The organism is Cellvibrio sp. KY-YJ-3, from assembly GCF_008806955.1.
Classification (GTDB): domain Bacteria; phylum Pseudomonadota; class Gammaproteobacteria; order Pseudomonadales; family Cellvibrionaceae; genus Cellvibrio.
The window spans coordinates 2,207,828-2,225,254 of sequence record NZ_CP031727.1 but is presented as its reverse complement, the minus strand read 5'-3'; the positions used below and the strand labels follow the sequence as shown (position 1 = coordinate 2,225,254).

The window sequence follows — 17,427 nt, the reverse complement described above, 5'->3', positions numbered from 1 at the left end:
ATCGGGCCAAATTCAATATCAACCAACAACCTAATGTTGCCAAAGAGGACACTATGGATATTCGCAAAATTAAAAAATTGATCGAGCTGCTCGAAGAATCCAATATCGGCGAGCTGGAAATCAAAGAGGGCGAAGAATCTGTGCGTATCGCACGCAACAGTGGCACTACTCAATACTTCACTGCACCGCAAGGCTTTGCGGCACCCGCTCCCGCAGCGGCGGCACCCGTTGCGGCCCCCGCAGCCGCCGCACCTGCTGCTGCCCCTGTTGCAGCGGCCCCCTCTGGCCACTTGGTAAAATCACCCATGGTTGGCACCTTTTATCGCTCACCAAGCCCAGGCTCACCTTCATTCATTGAAGTGGGCAAACACGTTAAAGCGGGCGATGTCATTTGCATCATTGAAGCGATGAAAATGATGAACCAAATCGAAGCTGACAAGACTGGCGTGATCGAAGCCATTTTGGTTGAAGACGGCAGCCCCGTTGAATTCGACCAGCCTCTAGTGACTATTGCCTAACCATTTGTTGTGGCTGTCGCACGCCCCTTTTTTTGCGCGGGCGACCTATTCACTAATCGCTGAGGATTTGGTTTATGTTCGATAAAATTTTGATCGCCAACCGTGGCGAAATCGCGTTGCGCGTGTTGCGCGCCTGTAAAGAGTTAGGCATCAAGACTGTTGCTGTTCACTCACAGGTTGACCGCGATTTAAAACACGTTCGCCTGGCGGACGAATCGGTGTGTATCGGGCCAAACCCGTCACCCAAAAGCTACCTGAACGTTCCGGCGATTATTTCCGCCATGGAGATCACTGACGCGGAAGCAGTTCACCCGGGTTATGGTTTCCTTGCTGAAAACGCCGATTTTGCCGAGCGCGTGCAAAACAGCGGTTTTACCTTTATCGGCCCGGATCCTGCGGTTATTCGCATGATGGGCGACAAGGTAGAAGCGATTAAAGCGATGAAAAAAGCTGGCGTGCCTACGGTTCCGGGTTCCGACGGCCCACTGCCAGAAGACCCCGAAGAGTGCATGAAAATCGCCAAACGTATTGGCTACCCTATTATCATCAAAGCGGCAGCTGGTGGCGGTGGTCGCGGTATGCGCGTAGTACACACCGAAGCAGCGCTGATCAGCTCCATCCATGTTACCCAGGGTGAAGCCAAAGCAGCATTTGGCGATGGCACTGTGTACATGGAGAAATTCCTGCAAAACCCGCGTCACGTAGAAGTACAAATCCTGTCTGACGGCCAGGGCCATGCCATCCACTTGGGTGATCGTGATTGCTCACTGCAGCGCCGCCACCAAAAAGTGTTGGAAGAGGCACCCGCACCCGGCATCCCACAAGAAATCCGCGAGGAAACCTACGCCGCATGTGTAAAAGCGTGTATCGATATTGGTTACAAGGGCGCCGGTACTTTTGAGTTTTTGTACGAGGATGGCCGCTTCTACTTTATCGAGATGAACACCCGTATCCAGGTGGAACATCCGGTTTCAGAAATGGTAACCGGCATCGATTTGATCAAAGAGCAAATTCGCGTTTGCTCAGGTTTGCCGCTTTCATACAAGCAGTCCGATGTGATTATTCGCGGCCACTCGTTTGAATGTCGTATCAACGCTGAAGACCCAAAAACCTTTATGCCCTGCCCTGGTTTGGTCAAAGGCTTTCACGCCCCCGGCGGCTTGGGTGTACGCGTGGATTCTCACCTGTACAACGGCTACACAGTGCCACCAAACTACGATTCAATGATCGCCAAAATCATCACCTTTGGTGACACCCGCGAGATCGCCTTGAACCGTATGCGCAACGCGCTGGACGAGACCATTGTGGATGGTATTCGCACCAATATTCCGCTACAGCAGATGTTGGTTCGCGATACTGAATTCCGTAAAGGCGGCGTGAACATTCACTACCTTGAGAAAAAATTGGCTGAGTAATATCAGCCAGTGATCAAAGGGCGCGATTTATCGCGCCCTTTTACATTTAGCCCCCGAAAATCAGATTCCTTTATCACCAAGAGCAGAATTCCTATGCCCTGGCTGCAACTCAAAATTATCACCTCACGTCGCTACGCCGAATCCCTTGAAGATTCCCTATTGGCGTGCGGTGCTGCATCGGTCACCTTGCAAGACAATGCCGATCAACCCATTCTCGAGCCGGGTTTGGGCGAAACGCCACTGTGGGACAGCGTGAAAATCACCGGCCTGTTTGACGCGGAAATTGATACCGCCAAGACAATCACCATAGCCGAGCGACGCTTTGGCAACCCGCTGCCCGAACACTACTGGGAACAGCTGGAGGACAAAGATTGGGAGCGCGAGTGGATGACCAATTATCACGCGATTCGCTGCGGCGAACGCTTGTGGATTTGCCCAAGCTGGCAACAGCCGCCCGAGCCAGATAAGGTCAACCTGATGCTCGACCCAGGCCTCGCCTTTGGCACCGGCACCCACCCCACCACATTTTTGTGTATGCAGTGGATTGACCAGCAAGATTTTAACGGGCTCGATGTCGTCGACTACGGCTGCGGCTCTGGCATTTTAGGTATCGCCGCCTTATTGCTGGGAGCCAAACAAGTCATCGGTATCGATATCGATCCGCAAGCACTGCTCGCCACCACAGAAAACGCCAAGCGCAATAATCTGCCGGCAGACGCCATGCCCGTCTATTTGCCACCCAACTGCCCTGATGTGCAGGTGGATGTGATGCTTGCCAATATTCTCGCCGGCCCACTGGCGGAGCTGGCCCCGGCATTAAATGCCATGACCAAAGTAGGCGGCAAACTGTGCTTATCCGGTATTTTATCGGTGCAAGCTCAATCGGTGATGGCAGCCTACGAGCCCTGGTTCGAATTTGCCCCCATCGCCGAACAAGAAGAATGGGTGCGCTTGACCGCCACAAAGGTGAGATAGTTGGCATTGCGATACGAGAACCTGAAACCGGTCTCGCGTCGCAATTTACCGCATGGCGCGTGAAAAGCTACACTGTGCTATTCAACAGATTGATCCGACAGGTTTAAGAGCCCACAGACATGACCTCCGCCAACAACCAAATGATCACCCGCTGCCCGAAATGCGGAACTGCATTTCGTGTAACCCAAAGCCAACTGCAATCCGCCAAGGGTGCAGTGCGCTGCGGCTCTTGTCTGAATGTTTTTAAAGCGCAGGAATATTTGGTTGACGTCAAACCCAAAACCCCACCTGCGGCACCAAACACTGTAGCAACACCGGCAATGGCGGCCACTCAAGGTAGCGCGAGCACTGCAACAATCACAGCCCAGCAACCTAAACCGCAACTGCAAAAACCCATACTCACAAGTAATGCCGCCCCCACAGTACAAGCGCAACCAGAAACTGCGCCGGTCACACGCACGATGGAACTGAAAAAGCCAGACTTCAGTACTGCGAAGCATTTATCCCCACCGGTGGAAAAACCAGCGAGCCCGGTCCGCAGCTTTAAACCGATTCAGCTCGACGATGGCGATGACATGTTGATCAGCGATGACATGGAAGAGCCATCAGCAAGTGAGAACAAATACGAGTTTGATAGTTTTATGGATATCGACGTAAAACCGACAACCGATGTTTCACTGTTCGAGCGCAAGATCCGCCCCGAAAATGAAGATAAGGCGATCCAGGATGCCGATGAATCCTGGGCGGAAATGTTGATTGAAGACGAGGAAGAAGAGGAGCCGCAATTAGGCATAGCGCGCCCCAAATCCGACGAGGAATTGGCCGATGAAGCACTGCTTGCCAGCCACAGTACCGAGCACTATTTAGCGCAAGACAACCAGGAAACTGGCACCAGTAAACCGGCAGCACCCAAGCTGGTGTTTAGCCTTATCGGGGAATCTGAACAACAAACACCGCCCTCCGATGAGCTGGTTTTTAGCGATGAGCTGGCACAAATTCCCAGCCATCAGGGGTTCAAACCCGCCATAAACGCTCGCGACGAAATGGCGGCGAATACAGCAGCAATCGGAGAAGAAGCTGCCGCAAGCGAAGACAACAATAAACGCCAAGTTAAAACCCAACCCAAAATTCGCGCCTATGATGGCTCCCGCGCCGCACTCTTGATGAATATTATTCCGGCGCCGATTGAATTCACAGCCAAAAGCATGCGCCGCTGGTACCAGCGCAAGCTTTGGACAACACTGAGCTTACTGGGGTTAATCGCATTGGCAGTGCAGATTGCCTGGTTCAAGTTCGACTCGCTGAGCCGTATTGAACCCTACCGTACCGCCTACCTGTTCGCCTGCCCTTACCTTGGCTGCGAATTACCTACACTGATTGATACCAAGCAAATTACCACCTCCAATCTGGTAGTACGCGAACATCCCGATGCAGAGAATGCACTGGCTGTTGATGTAATGCTGGTTAACAGCGCCCCTTTCGACCAACCCTTCCCGGATCTGGTGCTAATCTTCAGTGATCTGGACAACAATCTCGTTGCCTCCCGCCGCTTCACCCCAAAAGATTATCTGGGAGGCGAACTGGCCGGCAAAGATTTAATGCCGCAGAACCAAAAGGTCTATATCACACTGGATATAGTCGACCCTGGCACAGAAGCTGTGAATTATCGCATTTACATTCCCTAGCAGCTGTCGATTGAACTCCAGTAGTTAAGCGTTAGTGGAAAAAAAGGGGGGAAGTGCAATGCCGTATTCAAATCCCCCCTTTATCTGGAAACACCCCATTCTGCATGTATATCGATTACTACCGGTGCTACAGATCCTCATTGCCACCCTGGTCTACGTCTTCACCTGTACAAACCTTGCGCTTGCTGACAACAACCTCAAAGCCTCTAGCCCACTGCTAGTCACTCATAAGTTACCCGAGCTGGGCAGTAGCGAGCGCTCACTGCACGAAGTGGAAGTACTTCGCTTAGCGCTGGACAAAACCGTCGCTGAATTTGGCCCATATGAATTGCGCGGTATCCCTCCTATGAATCGCGCCAGAACACTGGTGAGCCTCAGCCACAACCTTTACCCCAATCTCGTACTGCAAATGAGCTACGAGGACGAACTACCCGAGAAACAAAATTTAAGTTACATCCCCTTCCCCCTGGACTTGGGCGCTTTCAGCTACAGAGTCTGTTTTGCGCGCGACGAACTGCAAAACAGAAAAAAACCGATTAGCCAATTCAATGATCTGAAAAACTACACCTTCGGCTCCGGTATAGGTTGGTCAGACAGCAAGATTCTCCGCGCCAACGGCCTGAACGTTGTTGAATCCAATAGCGTGATTAGTTTGTTCCGTATGACCAAAGCAGGGCGAGTCGATTTTTTCTGCCGCGCACCGATGGAAATGGCTTTTGAGCAGCAGTTTCAAGGCAACCTGGGGCTCACTGCTGACCAGGAAATAGCCCTTTATTACCCCTTGCCCAAATTCTTTTTTACCCACAAAGGCAATAAAGCCTTGCTAGCTCGCATCCAAAAGGGCTTGGAAATCGCCTATGCAGACGGCTCTTTTCATCAACTCTGGCGCAGCCGCCATGGAAAAGGCATAGAGCAAGCCAAACTAAACCAGCGCAGAATATTCAAACTGAGCAATCCATTGGTCAAAAACTTACCTCACAACTACGAAATCTACCTCCATGATCCCCTCAGCCCAGAGTAAGCAGTCGCACTGCCCCAAATCGCGTTTATTTGCAACCCAAAATCACTAAAAAAGCCTGTTTTTATCGCTCAAAAAAACGCCGTTTTTTGTATTTTTTGCGTTCCCAACCCCACCCCAAACGGGTATCATGGCGCCCCTTTGAAGCAGGCCAATAGTTCATTTTTTGTGCGGCTTTACCTAGGCTAAATCCGGAGTTTCCGGCATGAGCACAATCGCGACAACCCAATCACGTGTTTAGTATCGGTCCCTACACTATCGACAGCCAAATCATCCTTGCACCTATGGCAGGTGTGACTGATCGGCCTTTTCGTCAATTGTGTCGCTCACTGGGCGCGGGTTTGGTGATATCGGAAATGCTCACCGCCGATGCAAGCTTGTGGGGTAGTCGCAAAAGCACCCTGCGTATGGATCACACTGGCGAGGTTGAGCCTATAGCCGTGCAAATTGCCGGTGGCGACCCGCAGATGATGGCCGAAGCAGCGCGTTTAAACGCCGCCAATGGCGCCCAGATCATCGATATCAACATGGGTTGCCCGGCCAAAAAGGTGTGTAAAAAAGCCGCTGGTTCTGCGCTGCTAAAAGACGAACAACTGGTCGCCGATATTTTGCAAGCCGTGGTAAGCGCAGTAGATATTCCAGTCACGCTGAAGTTTCGCACCGGCTGGAGTACCGAAGAACGCAATGCCATTCGTATCGCCCGCATCGCGGAAGATGCCGGCATACAAGCACTGGCCTTACATGGCCGCACCCGTGCCGATGCTTTTGCCGGCGCGGCCGAATACGACACCATCGCCAGCGTAGTCAATGCCGTGAAAATTCCGGTATTTGCCAATGGCGATATAGATTCACCGCACAAAGCCAAAACCGTACTGGATTACACCGGTGCCGCGGCGGTGATGATTGGACGAGCCGCTCAAGGGCGGCCGTGGATTTTCCGGGAGATTGCGCATTACCTGCAAACCGGTGAGCAATTACCCGAACCATCTTTGACTGAAGTCAGGGATATTTTATCTAGCCATCTGCGCGAGTTATACCGTTTTTATGGTGAGTTTATGGGCCCGCGTATCGCTCGCAAACATGCGAGTTGGTATTTGCATACGGTTCCTGGCAGCGATGAATTTCGCAAAACCTTTAACGCTATAGATAACGCAGAAGAACAACAAACCAGCATTCAAAATTTCTTTGAACAGCTGCTTACGAAAGAGGAAAAAGCCGCATGAATACCGCAACTTTCTTTGCTGATGCAACTCCAGCACAAGCTGCCCCCGCTCAACCAGTACAAGCTCAATCGCTGCGCGGCTGCGTAGAGCAAGCCGTTGAAAATTATTTCAAACACCTCGACGGTCAAGACGTCAGTAATGTTTACGAAATGGTATTGGCAGAAGTAGAAGCACCGATGCTGGAAATCGTCTTGAAATACACCCGTCACAACCAAACTCGCGCGGCACAAGTGTTAGGTTTGAACCGTGGCACACTGCGTAAAAAATTAAAGCAATACGGCCTTCTGTAATTTTTTACTACGCCTTGGGAGGTTAAAAACCCTAGCGCAAATCAAAAAGGGGTGGTGATTCGTTTCCACCCCTTTTGCTTTTTAGCCGATTCCATTTTTACGACTTCATCTTTTTTACGACTTCATCTTCACAGGAAATGCGTATGTCTACTACTTCTGATCTTGTTGCAGTAAAACGCGCGCTTATTAGCGTGTCTGATAAAACCGGCATTGTTGAATTTGCCCAAGCCCTTCACGCCCAAGGCGTGGAAATTTTATCAACCGGTGGCACTTTTAAATTGCTGACCGACAACAAGATCCCTGCCATTGAAGTGTCTGACTACACCGGCTTCCCAGAGATGATGGACGGCCGTGTTAAAACCCTGCACCCCAAAGTACACGGCGGCATTTTGGGTCGTCGCGGCACCGATGAAGCCATCATGCGCGAACACGGCATCAACGCTATCGACATGGTAGTAGTGAATCTCTACCCCTTCGAAAAAACCGTTGCCAATAAAGATTGCTCGCTTGAAGACGCAGTAGAAAATATTGATATCGGCGGCCCAACCATGGTTCGCGCGGCAGCAAAAAATCACGCCCATGTAAATATCGTTGTTAACGCTGCTGACTACGCGACTATTCTCGCGGAAATGCAAGCCAACAACGGCAGTACCTCATTAAAAACCCGTTTCAATTTGGCGATTAAAGCCTACGAGCACACCGCTGCCTACGACGGCGCCATCGCCAATTATTTTGGCCGTTTGGTAGAAGGCGGCAGCGCCGATTTCCCACGCACCTTCAACAGCCAATTTATCAAAGCGCAAGAAATGCGTTACGGTGAAAACCCACATCAAAAAGCCGCGTTTTATGTGGAAAAAAATCCCCAGGAAGCAAGCATTGCCACTGCCAAACAATTGCAAGGTAAAGAGCTGTCCTACAACAACGTGGCGGATACCGATGCCGCACTGGAAACCGTTAAGTGTTTCACTGAGCCAGCGTGTGTCATTGTAAAACACGCCAACCCCTGCGGTGTGGCGGTTGCCACCAACATTAAAGATGCCTACGACCTGGCTTACGCGACCGATACCGAATCGGCTTTCGGCGGGATTATCGCCTTTAACCGCGAATTGGATGCAGCGACGGCACAGGCGATTGTTGAGCGTCAATTTGTTGAAGTGATTATCGCCCCGAGCGTTTCTGCAGAGGCGGTTGAAGTAGTAAAAGCCAAACAAAACGTGCGTCTGCTTGCCTGTGGCGAATGGGGCACCGAGCGTATCGGCGGATTGGATTACAAACGCGTCAACGGCGGCTTGTTAGTGCAGGATCGCGACAACGGTATGATCACCGCCGCCGATTTAAAAATCGTGACCCAACGTGTTCCCACCGAAGACGAACTGCGCGATTTATTATTCGCTTGGAAAGTTGCCAAATTTGTTAAATCCAACGCAATTGTCTATGCCAAAAATTCACAGACCATTGGTGTAGGCGCAGGTCAAATGAGCCGCGTGAACTCTGCGCGTATCGCCGCGATTAAAGCGGAACACGCCGGTTTGCAAGTGGCGGGTTCAGTGATGGCTTCCGATGCCTTCTTCCCCTTCCGCGACGGTATTGATAACGCTGCAAAAGTAGGTATTGCCGCAGTCATTCAACCTGGCGGTTCAATGCGCGATGAAGAAGTGATCGCCGCTGCCAACGAACACGGCATGGCGATGGTATTTACCGGGATGCGTCACTTCCGTCATTAATTGAATTCGATAATTTCGTAGATTGGGCAGCAATGCTCAACATAGTGGTCACAAAATTAATTGGTGTTGGGCATTGCTGCCCAACCTACGTAAACGACTCAAAAAGATATTAATTCTATGAATGTATTAATTATTGGCAGCGGCGGCCGCGAACATGCTCTCGCATGGAAAGCCGCACAAAGCGCGCAAGTCGAAAAAGTATTTGTTGCACCGGGTAATGCGGGCACAGCGCTGGAACCCAAATTAGAAAATGTTGCTATAGACGTTTTGAATTTTGAAGCCCTCGCCAATTTTGCTGAAAATAATAATGTCGGCTTAACCATTGTTGGCCCCGAAGTGCCACTGGTTGCCGGTGTGGTGGATTATTTTCAAACACGCCAATTATTGTGTTTTGGCCCCAGCAAAGGCGCCGCGCAACTGGAAGGTTCTAAAGCCTTTACTAAAGATTTTCTTGCGCGTCACAAAATTCCGACTGCCGATTACCAAAACTTTATCGAAGTGGAACCTGCGCTCGCCTACCTGCGTGAGAAAGGTGCACCGATTGTAATCAAGGCCGACGGCCTCGCGGCAGGCAAAGGTGTAATCGTTGCCGAAACCCTGCAACAAGCCGAAGACGCGGTGCGCGATATGCTCTCTGGCAATGCATTTGGTGATGCCGGTTGCCGCGTAGTGATTGAAGAGTTTCTCGCCGGTGAAGAAGCCAGTTTTATTGTGATGGTGGATGGTAAAAACGTATTACCCATGGCCACCAGCCAGGATCACAAACGTGTTGGCGATGGCGACAGCGGCCCCAATACTGGCGGTATGGGCGCCTACTCTCCCGCTCCCGTAGTCACCCAAGCGGTACACGATCGTGTGATGCAAGAAATTATTTACCCAACAGTCAACGGCATGGCGGCAGAAGGTAATACTTACGTCGGCTTTTTGTACGCGGGTTTAATGATCGATGCAGCGGGCAACTCCAAAGTGATCGAATACAACTGCCGTTTTGGCGACCCGGAAACCCAACCCATTATGTTGCGTTTACAATCGGATTTGGTTGAGTTGTGTTTAGCCGCGTTAAAAGGTGATTTGGATAAAACCACGGCCGAGTGGGATGCACGTGCATCAGTTGGCATTGTACTGGCGGCGGGCGGTTACCCTGAGGCTTACGACAAAGGCGATGTAATTTCTGGTTTGCCCACCACCGAAGTGGCTGGCGAAAAAGTCTTTCACGCTGGCACCAGCACCAAAGATGGCAACACCGTTACTAACGGTGGCCGTGTGCTCTGTGCCACCGCATTGGGCAACACGGTATTAGAAGCGCAGCAGCGCGCTTACCAGTTAGCAAAACGTATCAGCTGGAAAGGTATGTTTTATCGCAATGATATCGCCTACCGCGCGATTGCGCGCGAGCAAACGAAATAAGTTTGCCACCCAATAGCAGCACAAAAAAAAGGAACCTTCGGGTTCCATTTTTTTATCCGTTAAATATTGATTGCTGCAACAATAAACCCTTCGCTAAAAATTCACCTTGGATTAGACTAAAAAAATAACCGTCACCCGAACACTGATATCAACAACGGCAGCAATATGATCGCAACTATTATCAGTCACCCACTCTGCCATGCGCATCAAATGCCTGAAACGCATCCGGAATGCCCTGCGCGATTGGATGCCATTAACAATCAGTTAATGGCAAATGGAATAGATGGCCTACTCTATTACCGTGATGCGCTACCTGCGAGCGACGAACAACTATTGCGTGTACATACCCCAGAACACTTACAAAAAATCACCGCCGCTATACCCGAGCAAGGCATTCATTTTTTTGCCGATGATGTATATTTATCGCCCGCCAGCTTAACGGCAGCACGCCATGCTGCCGGCGCGGCGGTAATGGGTGTGGATATGATTATGGCAGGTACAACCGACGCGGTATTTTGCAATGTGCGCCCGCCCGGTCATCACGCTGAACGCGCTCGCGCTATGGGTTTTTGCATTATTAACAATATTGCAGTGGCCGCTGCACACGCGCTGGAACACTATGGATTAACCCGGGTGGCCATTATTGATTTTGATGTACACCACGGCAACGGTACGCAAGATATTTTTTTTAATGATGCGCGCGTTTTATTTTGCTCCAGCTTTCAATATCCGTTTTACCCACACACTAATATCGACGATGCACCTGCCCATATTATTAATACTCCACTGCCCGCAACCTGCCGCAGCCAAGGCTTTCGCGATGCCATCACTGCGCAGTGGTTACCGGCATTGAAGCAATTTAAACCGCAAATGATTTTTATCTCCGCCGGGTTTGATGCCTATATTGATGACGACATGTCGTCAATTAGTTTGGTGGAGCAAGATTACGGGTGGATCACCCAGGAATTACGCAAGCTGATGGAGGAAAGCAAAAGTGTTGCACCGCCAGACCAATGTCACGGCATAGTGTCAGTATTGGAAGGTGGATATGATTTATTAGGACTTGGGCGTTGCGCCGTTGCCCATATTAAAGCACTGGCAAAAATTCAGGGCTAATCGATAAATTTAAAACAATCACATCATCGCGATCTTATAAAACCAATACCATATCAATCAAACCTTCATCGCGATTGTACTTCACAATAAATCCCAGCTTGCGCGCCAGGTTAGCCATGCCAGAGTTTTCCAGCATAGTGCAGCCAATTAATTGTTGCGTGCCCTGCCCGCGTGCGTAATCAATCATTTTTTGCAGCATGCGCGAACCCAAACCTATGCCTTTTAAATCGCTGCGAATCGCCATGGCAAATTCAGCAAAGGTATTATCCGGGTCGCGCTGTGCACGCACCACACCTAAAATTTCTTCATTGCCACTCGCGTTTTGCGTAACTGCCACAAACGCCATCTCTCGCTCGTAATCAATTTGGGTAAGCCGCGCCAGTTGTTCATGGGAGAATTGTGGCAGCTCGGCAAAATAACGTTTGTATCTATCCTCCTTGCTTTGCGAATTATCAAACGCCTGTAAATTTAATTCATCTTCCGGGCGAATCGGGCGCAGCAATACACTGTACTCATTGCGCAGAAAAAATATTTCTTCCAACTCTTTTGGATAAGGGCGAATAGCCAGGGGGTAGGGATTTTTTTCAGCGCTGATATGAATGCTCGCTTCACTTACCACAATATTTTCTCCGGCAACTAATACCGGATTAATCAACAAACTGCGCAGCGCGGGGTGATCAATGACAATTTGACTTATCTGTGTCAGCAACAAACAAAGTGATGGCATATCCAAGGGAACATACAATTCACGCTCACGAATTTTCCCCTCCGCCAAAGCCTGAATAACCATATAACGTGCAAGCGCCATATTCAACGGTGGCAAAGCGACAACGGCATTGCGGCGAATACTCCAGTGGCTGGCCGCTTCACCCAATAGAATCACCGGGCCAAATACTGGATCAAGCTGCACTTCAACACGCAATGGAAGGGCATTATGCGTTTGTTTAATTGCTGTTTCTGCTGCAGCAACATGATTAGTTGTATTAATGCCGTAATCACTTAAGAGTTGCTGCGTTTCGCTGCTATCGAGGTGAGTGCGTCCCTGCGCCAATACCTGTGCAATAATCTGTTGCGCCAGTTGTGGTTGATAGGGCACTTTGTCGCTAATAGAATCCGGTGTTTCGGATAATAATTTTTGGTTGCGGCGATACTGCACCATGTGCATAAATGCACCCACTGCTCCTTCAGGTGTGCGAAAAGACGCTATACCGGCATCGGCAAAACGCAACCGTGCATTTTGTGCGGCATCCTCGCCCATCCAATTGGAAAAAATATTGGGTTTACGTCCGGTGTAATTTTTGTAAGTAGAAATAATTGCATCGGCATACACCTCACCGGGTGTAAGCGCCGAAGGTGCCTGCATAATTAATAAATTATCAACACTGTTGCTCTGTAAAATAACTTGCAATACTTTTTGATAGGTTTCCGGCGAGGCGTCCCCCAGGAGATTAATCGGATTGTTTGCCCTGCCACCGGAGTGAATCAGCGCTTGAATTTGTCCAACCAATTTTTCATCCAACACCGCTAAACGGCCACCGCGCTGCAACAGCGCATCAGTTGCCATGGCACTGGGGCCATTGCCATTGGCAATAATTACCAACTGTTCGCTGTAAATCGGCTTGCCATTCGCCAGGGTTTCTACTGCCGCTAATAATTCGCGTAGATCGCCCACCCGCAACATACCCGCACGCCGAAACGCCGCGTCATATACCGCATCGTTGCCAATTTTTTCAGCGGGCAACCGCGAGGTTAATGCACTGGTTTCGGCATAGCTGCCCGCCTTGATAACCAGAATCGGTTTGTTAAAGGATGCGGCGCGCGCCGCGGACAAAAAGGCGCGACCGTCATAAATAGCATCGATATACAATAAAATTGCCGCCGTTTTTGCGTCGCGCCCGAGATAATCCAGCAGCTCATCAAAATCTATATCGACACCTTCGCCCAGCGAAATAAATTGCGAAAAACCAATTCGGCGACGGCGTGCCCAATCCAATAGGGTCACACATACCGCAGAGGATTGTGACACCACCGCAATTTTTCCCGGCGCGGCATTAATGTGAGCATAACTCGCATTTAAACCCAACTCCGGCACCAGAATACCGAGCGAATCCGGCCCGAGAATACGCACGCCCCACTCCTTGGCAATTGCCAACATTTGTTGCTGCAAATTCGTGCCTTGCGCGGTAAATAAATTATCCAGCCCCGCAGCAATGACGATGGCATTACGTGTGCCTTTGCGCCCCAACTGCAAAATGATCGCGGGCACCCGTGTCGCACGCGTACAAATAATTGCGAGATCCGGCACTAGGGGTAATTCATCTATTGAGCGATAAGCCAATACACCATTGACCGATTTGTAATGCGGCGAGACTGGCATAATCGGACCATCGAACTGGCCCTGTAACAAATTGCGCATCACTGCATTACCCGGACGATTGGGCTGATTGGAGGCACCAATCACCGCAATCGAATGAGGTTTCAGTAGTTGTTCGATGGTTTTCAGGCTCATTGTGTTTCCTTATTGTTGTTGTTTTTTCTTATTGTTTTTTCTTTTTTATTCCGCGCCATCTTCATCATCTATTTTTTGTAAACTCAATTCACCAAAACCGCTGGGCACCGCACTGGCTGCCTTGACTACCGACGCCTCTGCAGCTGCGGGAGCAGCACCATCGGTTGCCAGCTTTATGCGCAAACGCAAATTGTTGGGTGAGTCGGCATTGGCTATAGCATCATCAAAACTGATTTTTCCGGCCATATACAATTTAAAAATCGCCCCATCAAATGTTTGCATACCGAGATTTTCAGATTTCTCCATAATCTCTTTAATTTCGGTAAACCGATTTTTAAAAATTAATTCCTGAATTGTTTTGGTGCCGAGCAATACTTCAACTGCCGCGCAGCGTTTACCATCCACAGTGGGCACTAAACGCTGGGAGACAAAAGCGCGCAAGTTTTGCGACAGGCCCATTAATAATTGCGGGCGGCGTTCCTCGGGAAATAAATTCACAATGCGCTCCAGTGCCTGGTTGGCGTTATTGGCGTGCAAGGTGGAAATAGCCAAATGTCCGGTTTCAGCAAATTCCAGCGCGTGTTCCATGGTTTCACGATCACGAATTTCACCAATCAAAATCACATCGGGTGCTTGACGCAGAGTATTTTTAAGTGCCGCTTTGTAGCTGCGAGTATCCACGCCGACTTCGCGCTGATTGATCACACTGCGTTTGTGTTTATGGACAAACTCAACCGGATCCTCAATGGTAATAATATGACCGCCGCTGGACGAATTACGATGGTCAATCAGTGCTGCCAGCGATGTCGATTTACCCGAGCCGGTGCCACCGACAAATAGCACCAAACCACGTTTGGTCATAATCACATCTTTTAATACCTCGGGCAGGCCGAGGTCATCAAATTGGGGAATATCAGTTTTAATATTGCGCGCTACAATCGCCACTTCATTGCGTTGTTTAAAAATATTAATGCGGAAGCGACCGACACCGTGAATCGAAATCGCCAGATTCATTTCCAGCTCTTGCGCAAAAATATTGCGCTGTTCCTCATCCATAATGGCATTGGCGATGCGCTCAATTTCACCGGGTTTAAACGGCTCGGAGGTGAGCGGTTTTAATACCCCCTGAAATTTTGCACAGGGTGGTGCACCGGTGCTGAGATATAAATCCGAGCCATCTTTTTTAGCGAGAATATTCAGGTATTGATCGATAGGCGTTGCCATATAAAAGTCCTGTCACAATGAAATTCCTGCCGTTCAGGCAATAGCAAAAGTATAGGCACTAATCGCTAATCAGCCCGATTGATTTTACTCAGCGCTCTATGGCAAAAGTGCAGCAACAAAAGCGATTTCCACCAACATCGCCGGATCGAGCAGTTCCACCTTAATGCAGGCACGCGAAGGTGCGCAGCCCTCAGGCAGCCATGCCTCCCAAGCCGCATTGAGCGCGGCGATATTTTCTTTATCAGTCAGATAAATAGTGGCCGACAGCAGACGGGTTTTATCGCTGCCAATCGCCGCCAGTGTCAACTCTGCCTGCACCAAAATTTGCGCTATCTGTTCAACCATTGTGCAGCCGGTATTATTGGGCACCTCTACAAAGTGTGCGATGCCATTAAAAATAGTGGCATCTGACCAGCGCGCGGCAGGGTTTAAACGTTGGATTGTCATATCAGTTCCCAATTTCTTGTGTGTGTAAAAAGATTGTGGCGCCTATAATAGCCGCCTTTGCCAAACCCCTCCCATGAATCTATTGATGAAGCGATTACTCTTATGGCCTTAACCTCGATTGTTGCTCACCGTATTTATCGCCACAGCCCCGGTGGCGCATTTGAGTTACAGCTGCGTAGCGAGGTATTTGAACTCAATGGCAAACTCGAAGAGCTGGCCTATGAATTAAAAACCCAATTTATCCGCAAGGGCGGCAAGAGCTACGGCCGCTTCTCCGATGAGCTGGGTGAGTTTCCCCTGCCCGCTTGGTTGCGCGACTGCCGCGAAGAGCGTTTGGGTTTTCTCAGTTTCAGCCACAAAGCCATGCAACAATTCCAACAGGCGCTGGAAAAAGCCGAATCGCTGTTGGATGCCTATATCGTTTTTGTCGAAGAGAAACTGGAAGTGGGCGATACCTTGAGTGTGTATCTGGTTGAACACCAAAGCGGTTTGTATCTGGATGGAGAACTGGCGCTTGATGAGTCACTCTTTCTGGATACCAGCGGCTTTACCCTCGCCGCTAAAATCCAACTGAATGACTGGACTAGTGGTGACTCCACCACCTATTTGACACTGATGCGCGCGCGTAGCGATAAAGATATCGCCGAAGCCTTCACCCACTTTATCGCTTTCACCGATAAGCAGGATATCAAACATGAAACCGCTGAATTCTTAAAAGTGGTCGATGACTTCAGCAATACACTGGATGAAAACACCGCCCGCATCACCCGCACCAAGGTAGTTGATTACTGTTTGGAACAAAATAAAGCCGGCAAGGCGGTGACTATTGCCGATCTATCCACCACCCTTGCAGAAGAAGTAAAAAGCTACGAACCGGAGCGGTTTGTACGCTATGTGGAGAGCACCAAACCCGACATCAAACCCGAATTTATTCCACACGCGGGTCAGATCCGCAGCTATGTCCGTATCAGTGGCCGCAATGATTCACTCAGCATGAGTTTTGCATCAGATTGTTTGGGGCGCGAGATAGAATATGATCCAGAGCAGGATACCCTCACCATTCGCAATTTACCGCCAGCTCTTAAAGCTCGGTTAATTAAGCATTTGAAAGAAGCGCAGTAATCCGCTCTAATCTGTTGCGTGACTCGCATCACACAACAGACTTCAATCAATGAAAGAACTAATAATAATGATCACCCAAGCCATAGCACCAAAAGCTCACATCCTATAACCAAATAAACTAACCCATCGCTTGAAAAAGCAGACGACTGGTCATATATTTACACCATGAGCAAACGCGAACTGAAAAAAGATCATCTCCTTGACGCTGGCCTGAAGGTTATGGCTACCCGTGGCTACAATGGCACTAGCATTCAGGACATAGTCAACGCCGCCGATGTACCCAAAGGCTCCTTCTATACCTACTTCAAAAGCAAAGAAGATTTTGCGATTGAAGCGCTAGAGAAAGTGACCGAAGAGCGCATGATTCAAAATCGCCACCTACTCAACGACCGCAGTATTCCGCCGCAGGAACGACTTATCCGCTTTTTTGTAGCAAATATTGGCGGCTGTGAGGAAAACCTCAATGGTGGCTGCTTTATTGGCAACATGTGTCAGGAGATGTCGGAATCAAGCGAAGCCATTCGCTTGAAAGTACGGCAGATGCTGCGCAACAGCACACAAGCTATCGAAGATGTACTGGAAGAAGCGCGGCTCAAAGATGGCCTTGAAAGCCAATTACCCTCCGCTATTTTGGCAGAATTTTTATTTAATGCCTGGGAGGGTACGGTAATGCGCATGAAAGCATCAAAATGTCGCGAACCGTTAAACGCCTTTTTAACTGTACTACCCGAAATATTTACCAAAAAATAGCTCA

Annotated in this window: 15 protein-coding genes; 12 read left to right on the top strand and 3 right to left on the bottom strand. The window is 49.6% G+C overall.

Annotated features, from left to right (window positions below; translation table 11 throughout):
* The first annotated feature begins 53 nt into the window (after positions 1 to 53).
* The 10 genes from accB to D0B88_RS09385 all read left to right on the top strand — a co-directional run bounded on the left by accB (position 54) and on the right by D0B88_RS09385 (position 11,371).
* Positions 54 to 518 carry an acetyl-CoA carboxylase biotin carboxyl carrier protein gene (gene accB / locus D0B88_RS09430; RefSeq protein WP_007644081.1) on the top strand — a complete coding sequence of 155 codons (465 nt, stop codon included), beginning with the start codon at positions 54 to 56 and terminating at the stop codon, positions 516 to 518.
* Between the two features lie 74 nt (positions 519 to 592).
* Positions 593 to 1,933 (top strand): acetyl-CoA carboxylase biotin carboxylase subunit, encoded by a 1,341-nt coding sequence (gene accC, locus D0B88_RS09425; RefSeq protein ID WP_007644083.1) that lies wholly within the window; start codon positions 593 to 595, stop codon positions 1,931 to 1,933.
* Between the two features lie 93 nt (positions 1,934 to 2,026).
* Positions 2,027 to 2,908 (top strand): 50S ribosomal protein L11 methyltransferase, encoded by an 882-nt coding sequence (prmA, locus tag D0B88_RS09420; RefSeq protein ID WP_151056744.1) that lies wholly within the window; start codon positions 2,027 to 2,029, stop codon positions 2,906 to 2,908.
* 119 nt (positions 2,909 to 3,027) lie between these two features.
* A complete protein-coding gene (locus D0B88_RS09415) occupies positions 3,028 to 4,593 on the top strand; it encodes a DUF3426 domain-containing protein (protein ID WP_151056742.1) in 1,566 nt (521 codons plus the stop codon).
* A 58-nt stretch (positions 4,594 to 4,651) separates the two neighbouring features.
* On the top strand, positions 4,652 to 5,614 hold the full coding sequence (locus tag D0B88_RS09410; RefSeq protein WP_151056741.1) for a transporter substrate-binding domain-containing protein: 963 nt from the start codon (positions 4,652 to 4,654) through the stop codon (positions 5,612 to 5,614).
* 230 nt (positions 5,615 to 5,844) lie between these two features.
* Entirely contained in the window at positions 5,845 to 6,834 is a 990-nt protein-coding gene (gene dusB, locus D0B88_RS09405) for a tRNA dihydrouridine synthase DusB (protein ID WP_151056739.1), read from the top strand.
* Positions 6,831 to 7,124 carry a DNA-binding transcriptional regulator Fis gene (gene fis / locus D0B88_RS09400; RefSeq protein ID WP_007644099.1) on the top strand — a complete coding sequence of 98 codons (294 nt, stop codon included), beginning with the start codon at positions 6,831 to 6,833 and terminating at the stop codon, positions 7,122 to 7,124. Before dusB ends, fis begins: the two co-directional genes overlap by 4 nt.
* Positions 7,125 to 7,267: 143 nt before the next feature.
* Entirely contained in the window at positions 7,268 to 8,848 is a 1,581-nt protein-coding gene (purH, locus tag D0B88_RS09395) for a bifunctional phosphoribosylaminoimidazolecarboxamide formyltransferase/IMP cyclohydrolase (RefSeq protein WP_191966552.1), read from the top strand.
* Between the two features lie 117 nt (positions 8,849 to 8,965).
* Complete coding sequence (gene purD / locus D0B88_RS09390) at positions 8,966 to 10,255, top strand: phosphoribosylamine--glycine ligase (protein WP_151056735.1); 1,290 nt, start codon at positions 8,966 to 8,968, stop codon at positions 10,253 to 10,255.
* A gap of 165 nt (positions 10,256 to 10,420) precedes the next feature.
* Entirely contained in the window at positions 10,421 to 11,371 is a 951-nt protein-coding gene (locus tag D0B88_RS09385) for a histone deacetylase family protein (protein ID WP_225318625.1), read from the top strand.
* A gap of 34 nt (positions 11,372 to 11,405) precedes the next feature.
* On the opposite strand, the gene D0B88_RS09380 is transcribed toward D0B88_RS09385, so the two are convergent.
* From D0B88_RS09380 to D0B88_RS09370, 3 genes are all read right to left on the bottom strand, one after another.
* Entirely contained in the window at positions 11,406 to 13,880 is a 2,475-nt protein-coding gene (locus tag D0B88_RS09380) for a bifunctional acetate--CoA ligase family protein/GNAT family N-acetyltransferase (protein ID WP_151056733.1), read from the bottom strand.
* A 45-nt stretch (positions 13,881 to 13,925) separates the two neighbouring features.
* Positions 13,926 to 15,104: a PilT/PilU family type 4a pilus ATPase gene (locus D0B88_RS09375; RefSeq protein WP_151056731.1), complete on the bottom strand. Its 1,179-nt coding sequence runs from the start codon at positions 15,102 to 15,104 to the stop codon at positions 13,926 to 13,928.
* 96 nt (positions 15,105 to 15,200) lie between these two features.
* Positions 15,201 to 15,551, bottom strand: a complete 351-nt coding sequence (locus D0B88_RS09370) for a RidA family protein (protein WP_151056729.1) — start codon at positions 15,549 to 15,551, stop codon at positions 15,201 to 15,203.
* A gap of 102 nt (positions 15,552 to 15,653) precedes the next feature.
* On the opposite strand from D0B88_RS09370, the gene D0B88_RS09365 reads away from it, so the two are divergent.
* Positions 15,654 to 16,673: a nucleoid-associated protein gene (locus tag D0B88_RS09365; protein ID WP_151056727.1), complete on the top strand. Its 1,020-nt coding sequence runs from the start codon at positions 15,654 to 15,656 to the stop codon at positions 16,671 to 16,673.
* 165 nt (positions 16,674 to 16,838) lie between these two features.
* Positions 16,839 to 17,423: a TetR/AcrR family transcriptional regulator gene (locus tag D0B88_RS09360; RefSeq protein WP_007644118.1), complete on the top strand. Its 585-nt coding sequence runs from the start codon at positions 16,839 to 16,841 to the stop codon at positions 17,421 to 17,423.
* The last annotated feature ends 4 nt before the right edge of the window (positions 17,424 to 17,427 follow it).

What these genes read in the sequence shown, in the direction of transcription:
- accB (WP_007644081.1), top strand. Translation starts at nt 54, where the DNA reads ATGGATATTCGCAAAATTAAAAAATTGATCGAGCTGCTCGAAGAATCC.
- accC (WP_007644083.1), top strand. Translation starts at nt 593, where the DNA reads ATGTTCGATAAAATTTTGATCGCCAACCGTGGCGAAATCGCGTTGCGC.
- prmA (WP_151056744.1), top strand. Translation starts at nt 2,027, where the DNA reads ATGCCCTGGCTGCAACTCAAAATTATCACCTCACGTCGCTACGCCGAA.
- D0B88_RS09415 (WP_151056742.1), top strand. Translation starts at nt 3,028, where the DNA reads ATGACCTCCGCCAACAACCAAATGATCACCCGCTGCCCGAAATGCGGA.
- D0B88_RS09410 (WP_151056741.1), top strand. Translation starts at nt 4,652, where the DNA reads ATGCCGTATTCAAATCCCCCCTTTATCTGGAAACACCCCATTCTGCAT.
- fis (WP_007644099.1), top strand. Translation starts at nt 6,831, where the DNA reads ATGAATACCGCAACTTTCTTTGCTGATGCAACTCCAGCACAAGCTGCC.
- purH (WP_191966552.1), top strand. Translation starts at nt 7,268, where the DNA reads ATGTCTACTACTTCTGATCTTGTTGCAGTAAAACGCGCGCTTATTAGC.
- purD (WP_151056735.1), top strand. Translation starts at nt 8,966, where the DNA reads ATGAATGTATTAATTATTGGCAGCGGCGGCCGCGAACATGCTCTCGCA.
- D0B88_RS09385 (WP_225318625.1), top strand. Translation starts at nt 10,421, where the DNA reads ATGATCGCAACTATTATCAGTCACCCACTCTGCCATGCGCATCAAATG.
- D0B88_RS09380 (WP_151056733.1), bottom strand. Translation starts at nt 13,880, where the DNA reads ATGAGCCTGAAAACCATCGAACAACTACTGAAACCTCATTCGATTGCG.
- D0B88_RS09375 (WP_151056731.1), bottom strand. Translation starts at nt 15,104, where the DNA reads ATGGCAACGCCTATCGATCAATACCTGAATATTCTCGCTAAAAAAGAT.
- D0B88_RS09370 (WP_151056729.1), bottom strand. Translation starts at nt 15,551, where the DNA reads ATGACAATCCAACGTTTAAACCCTGCCGCGCGCTGGTCAGATGCCACT.
- D0B88_RS09365 (WP_151056727.1), top strand. Translation starts at nt 15,654, where the DNA reads ATGGCCTTAACCTCGATTGTTGCTCACCGTATTTATCGCCACAGCCCC.
- D0B88_RS09360 (WP_007644118.1), top strand. Translation starts at nt 16,839, where the DNA reads ATGAGCAAACGCGAACTGAAAAAAGATCATCTCCTTGACGCTGGCCTG.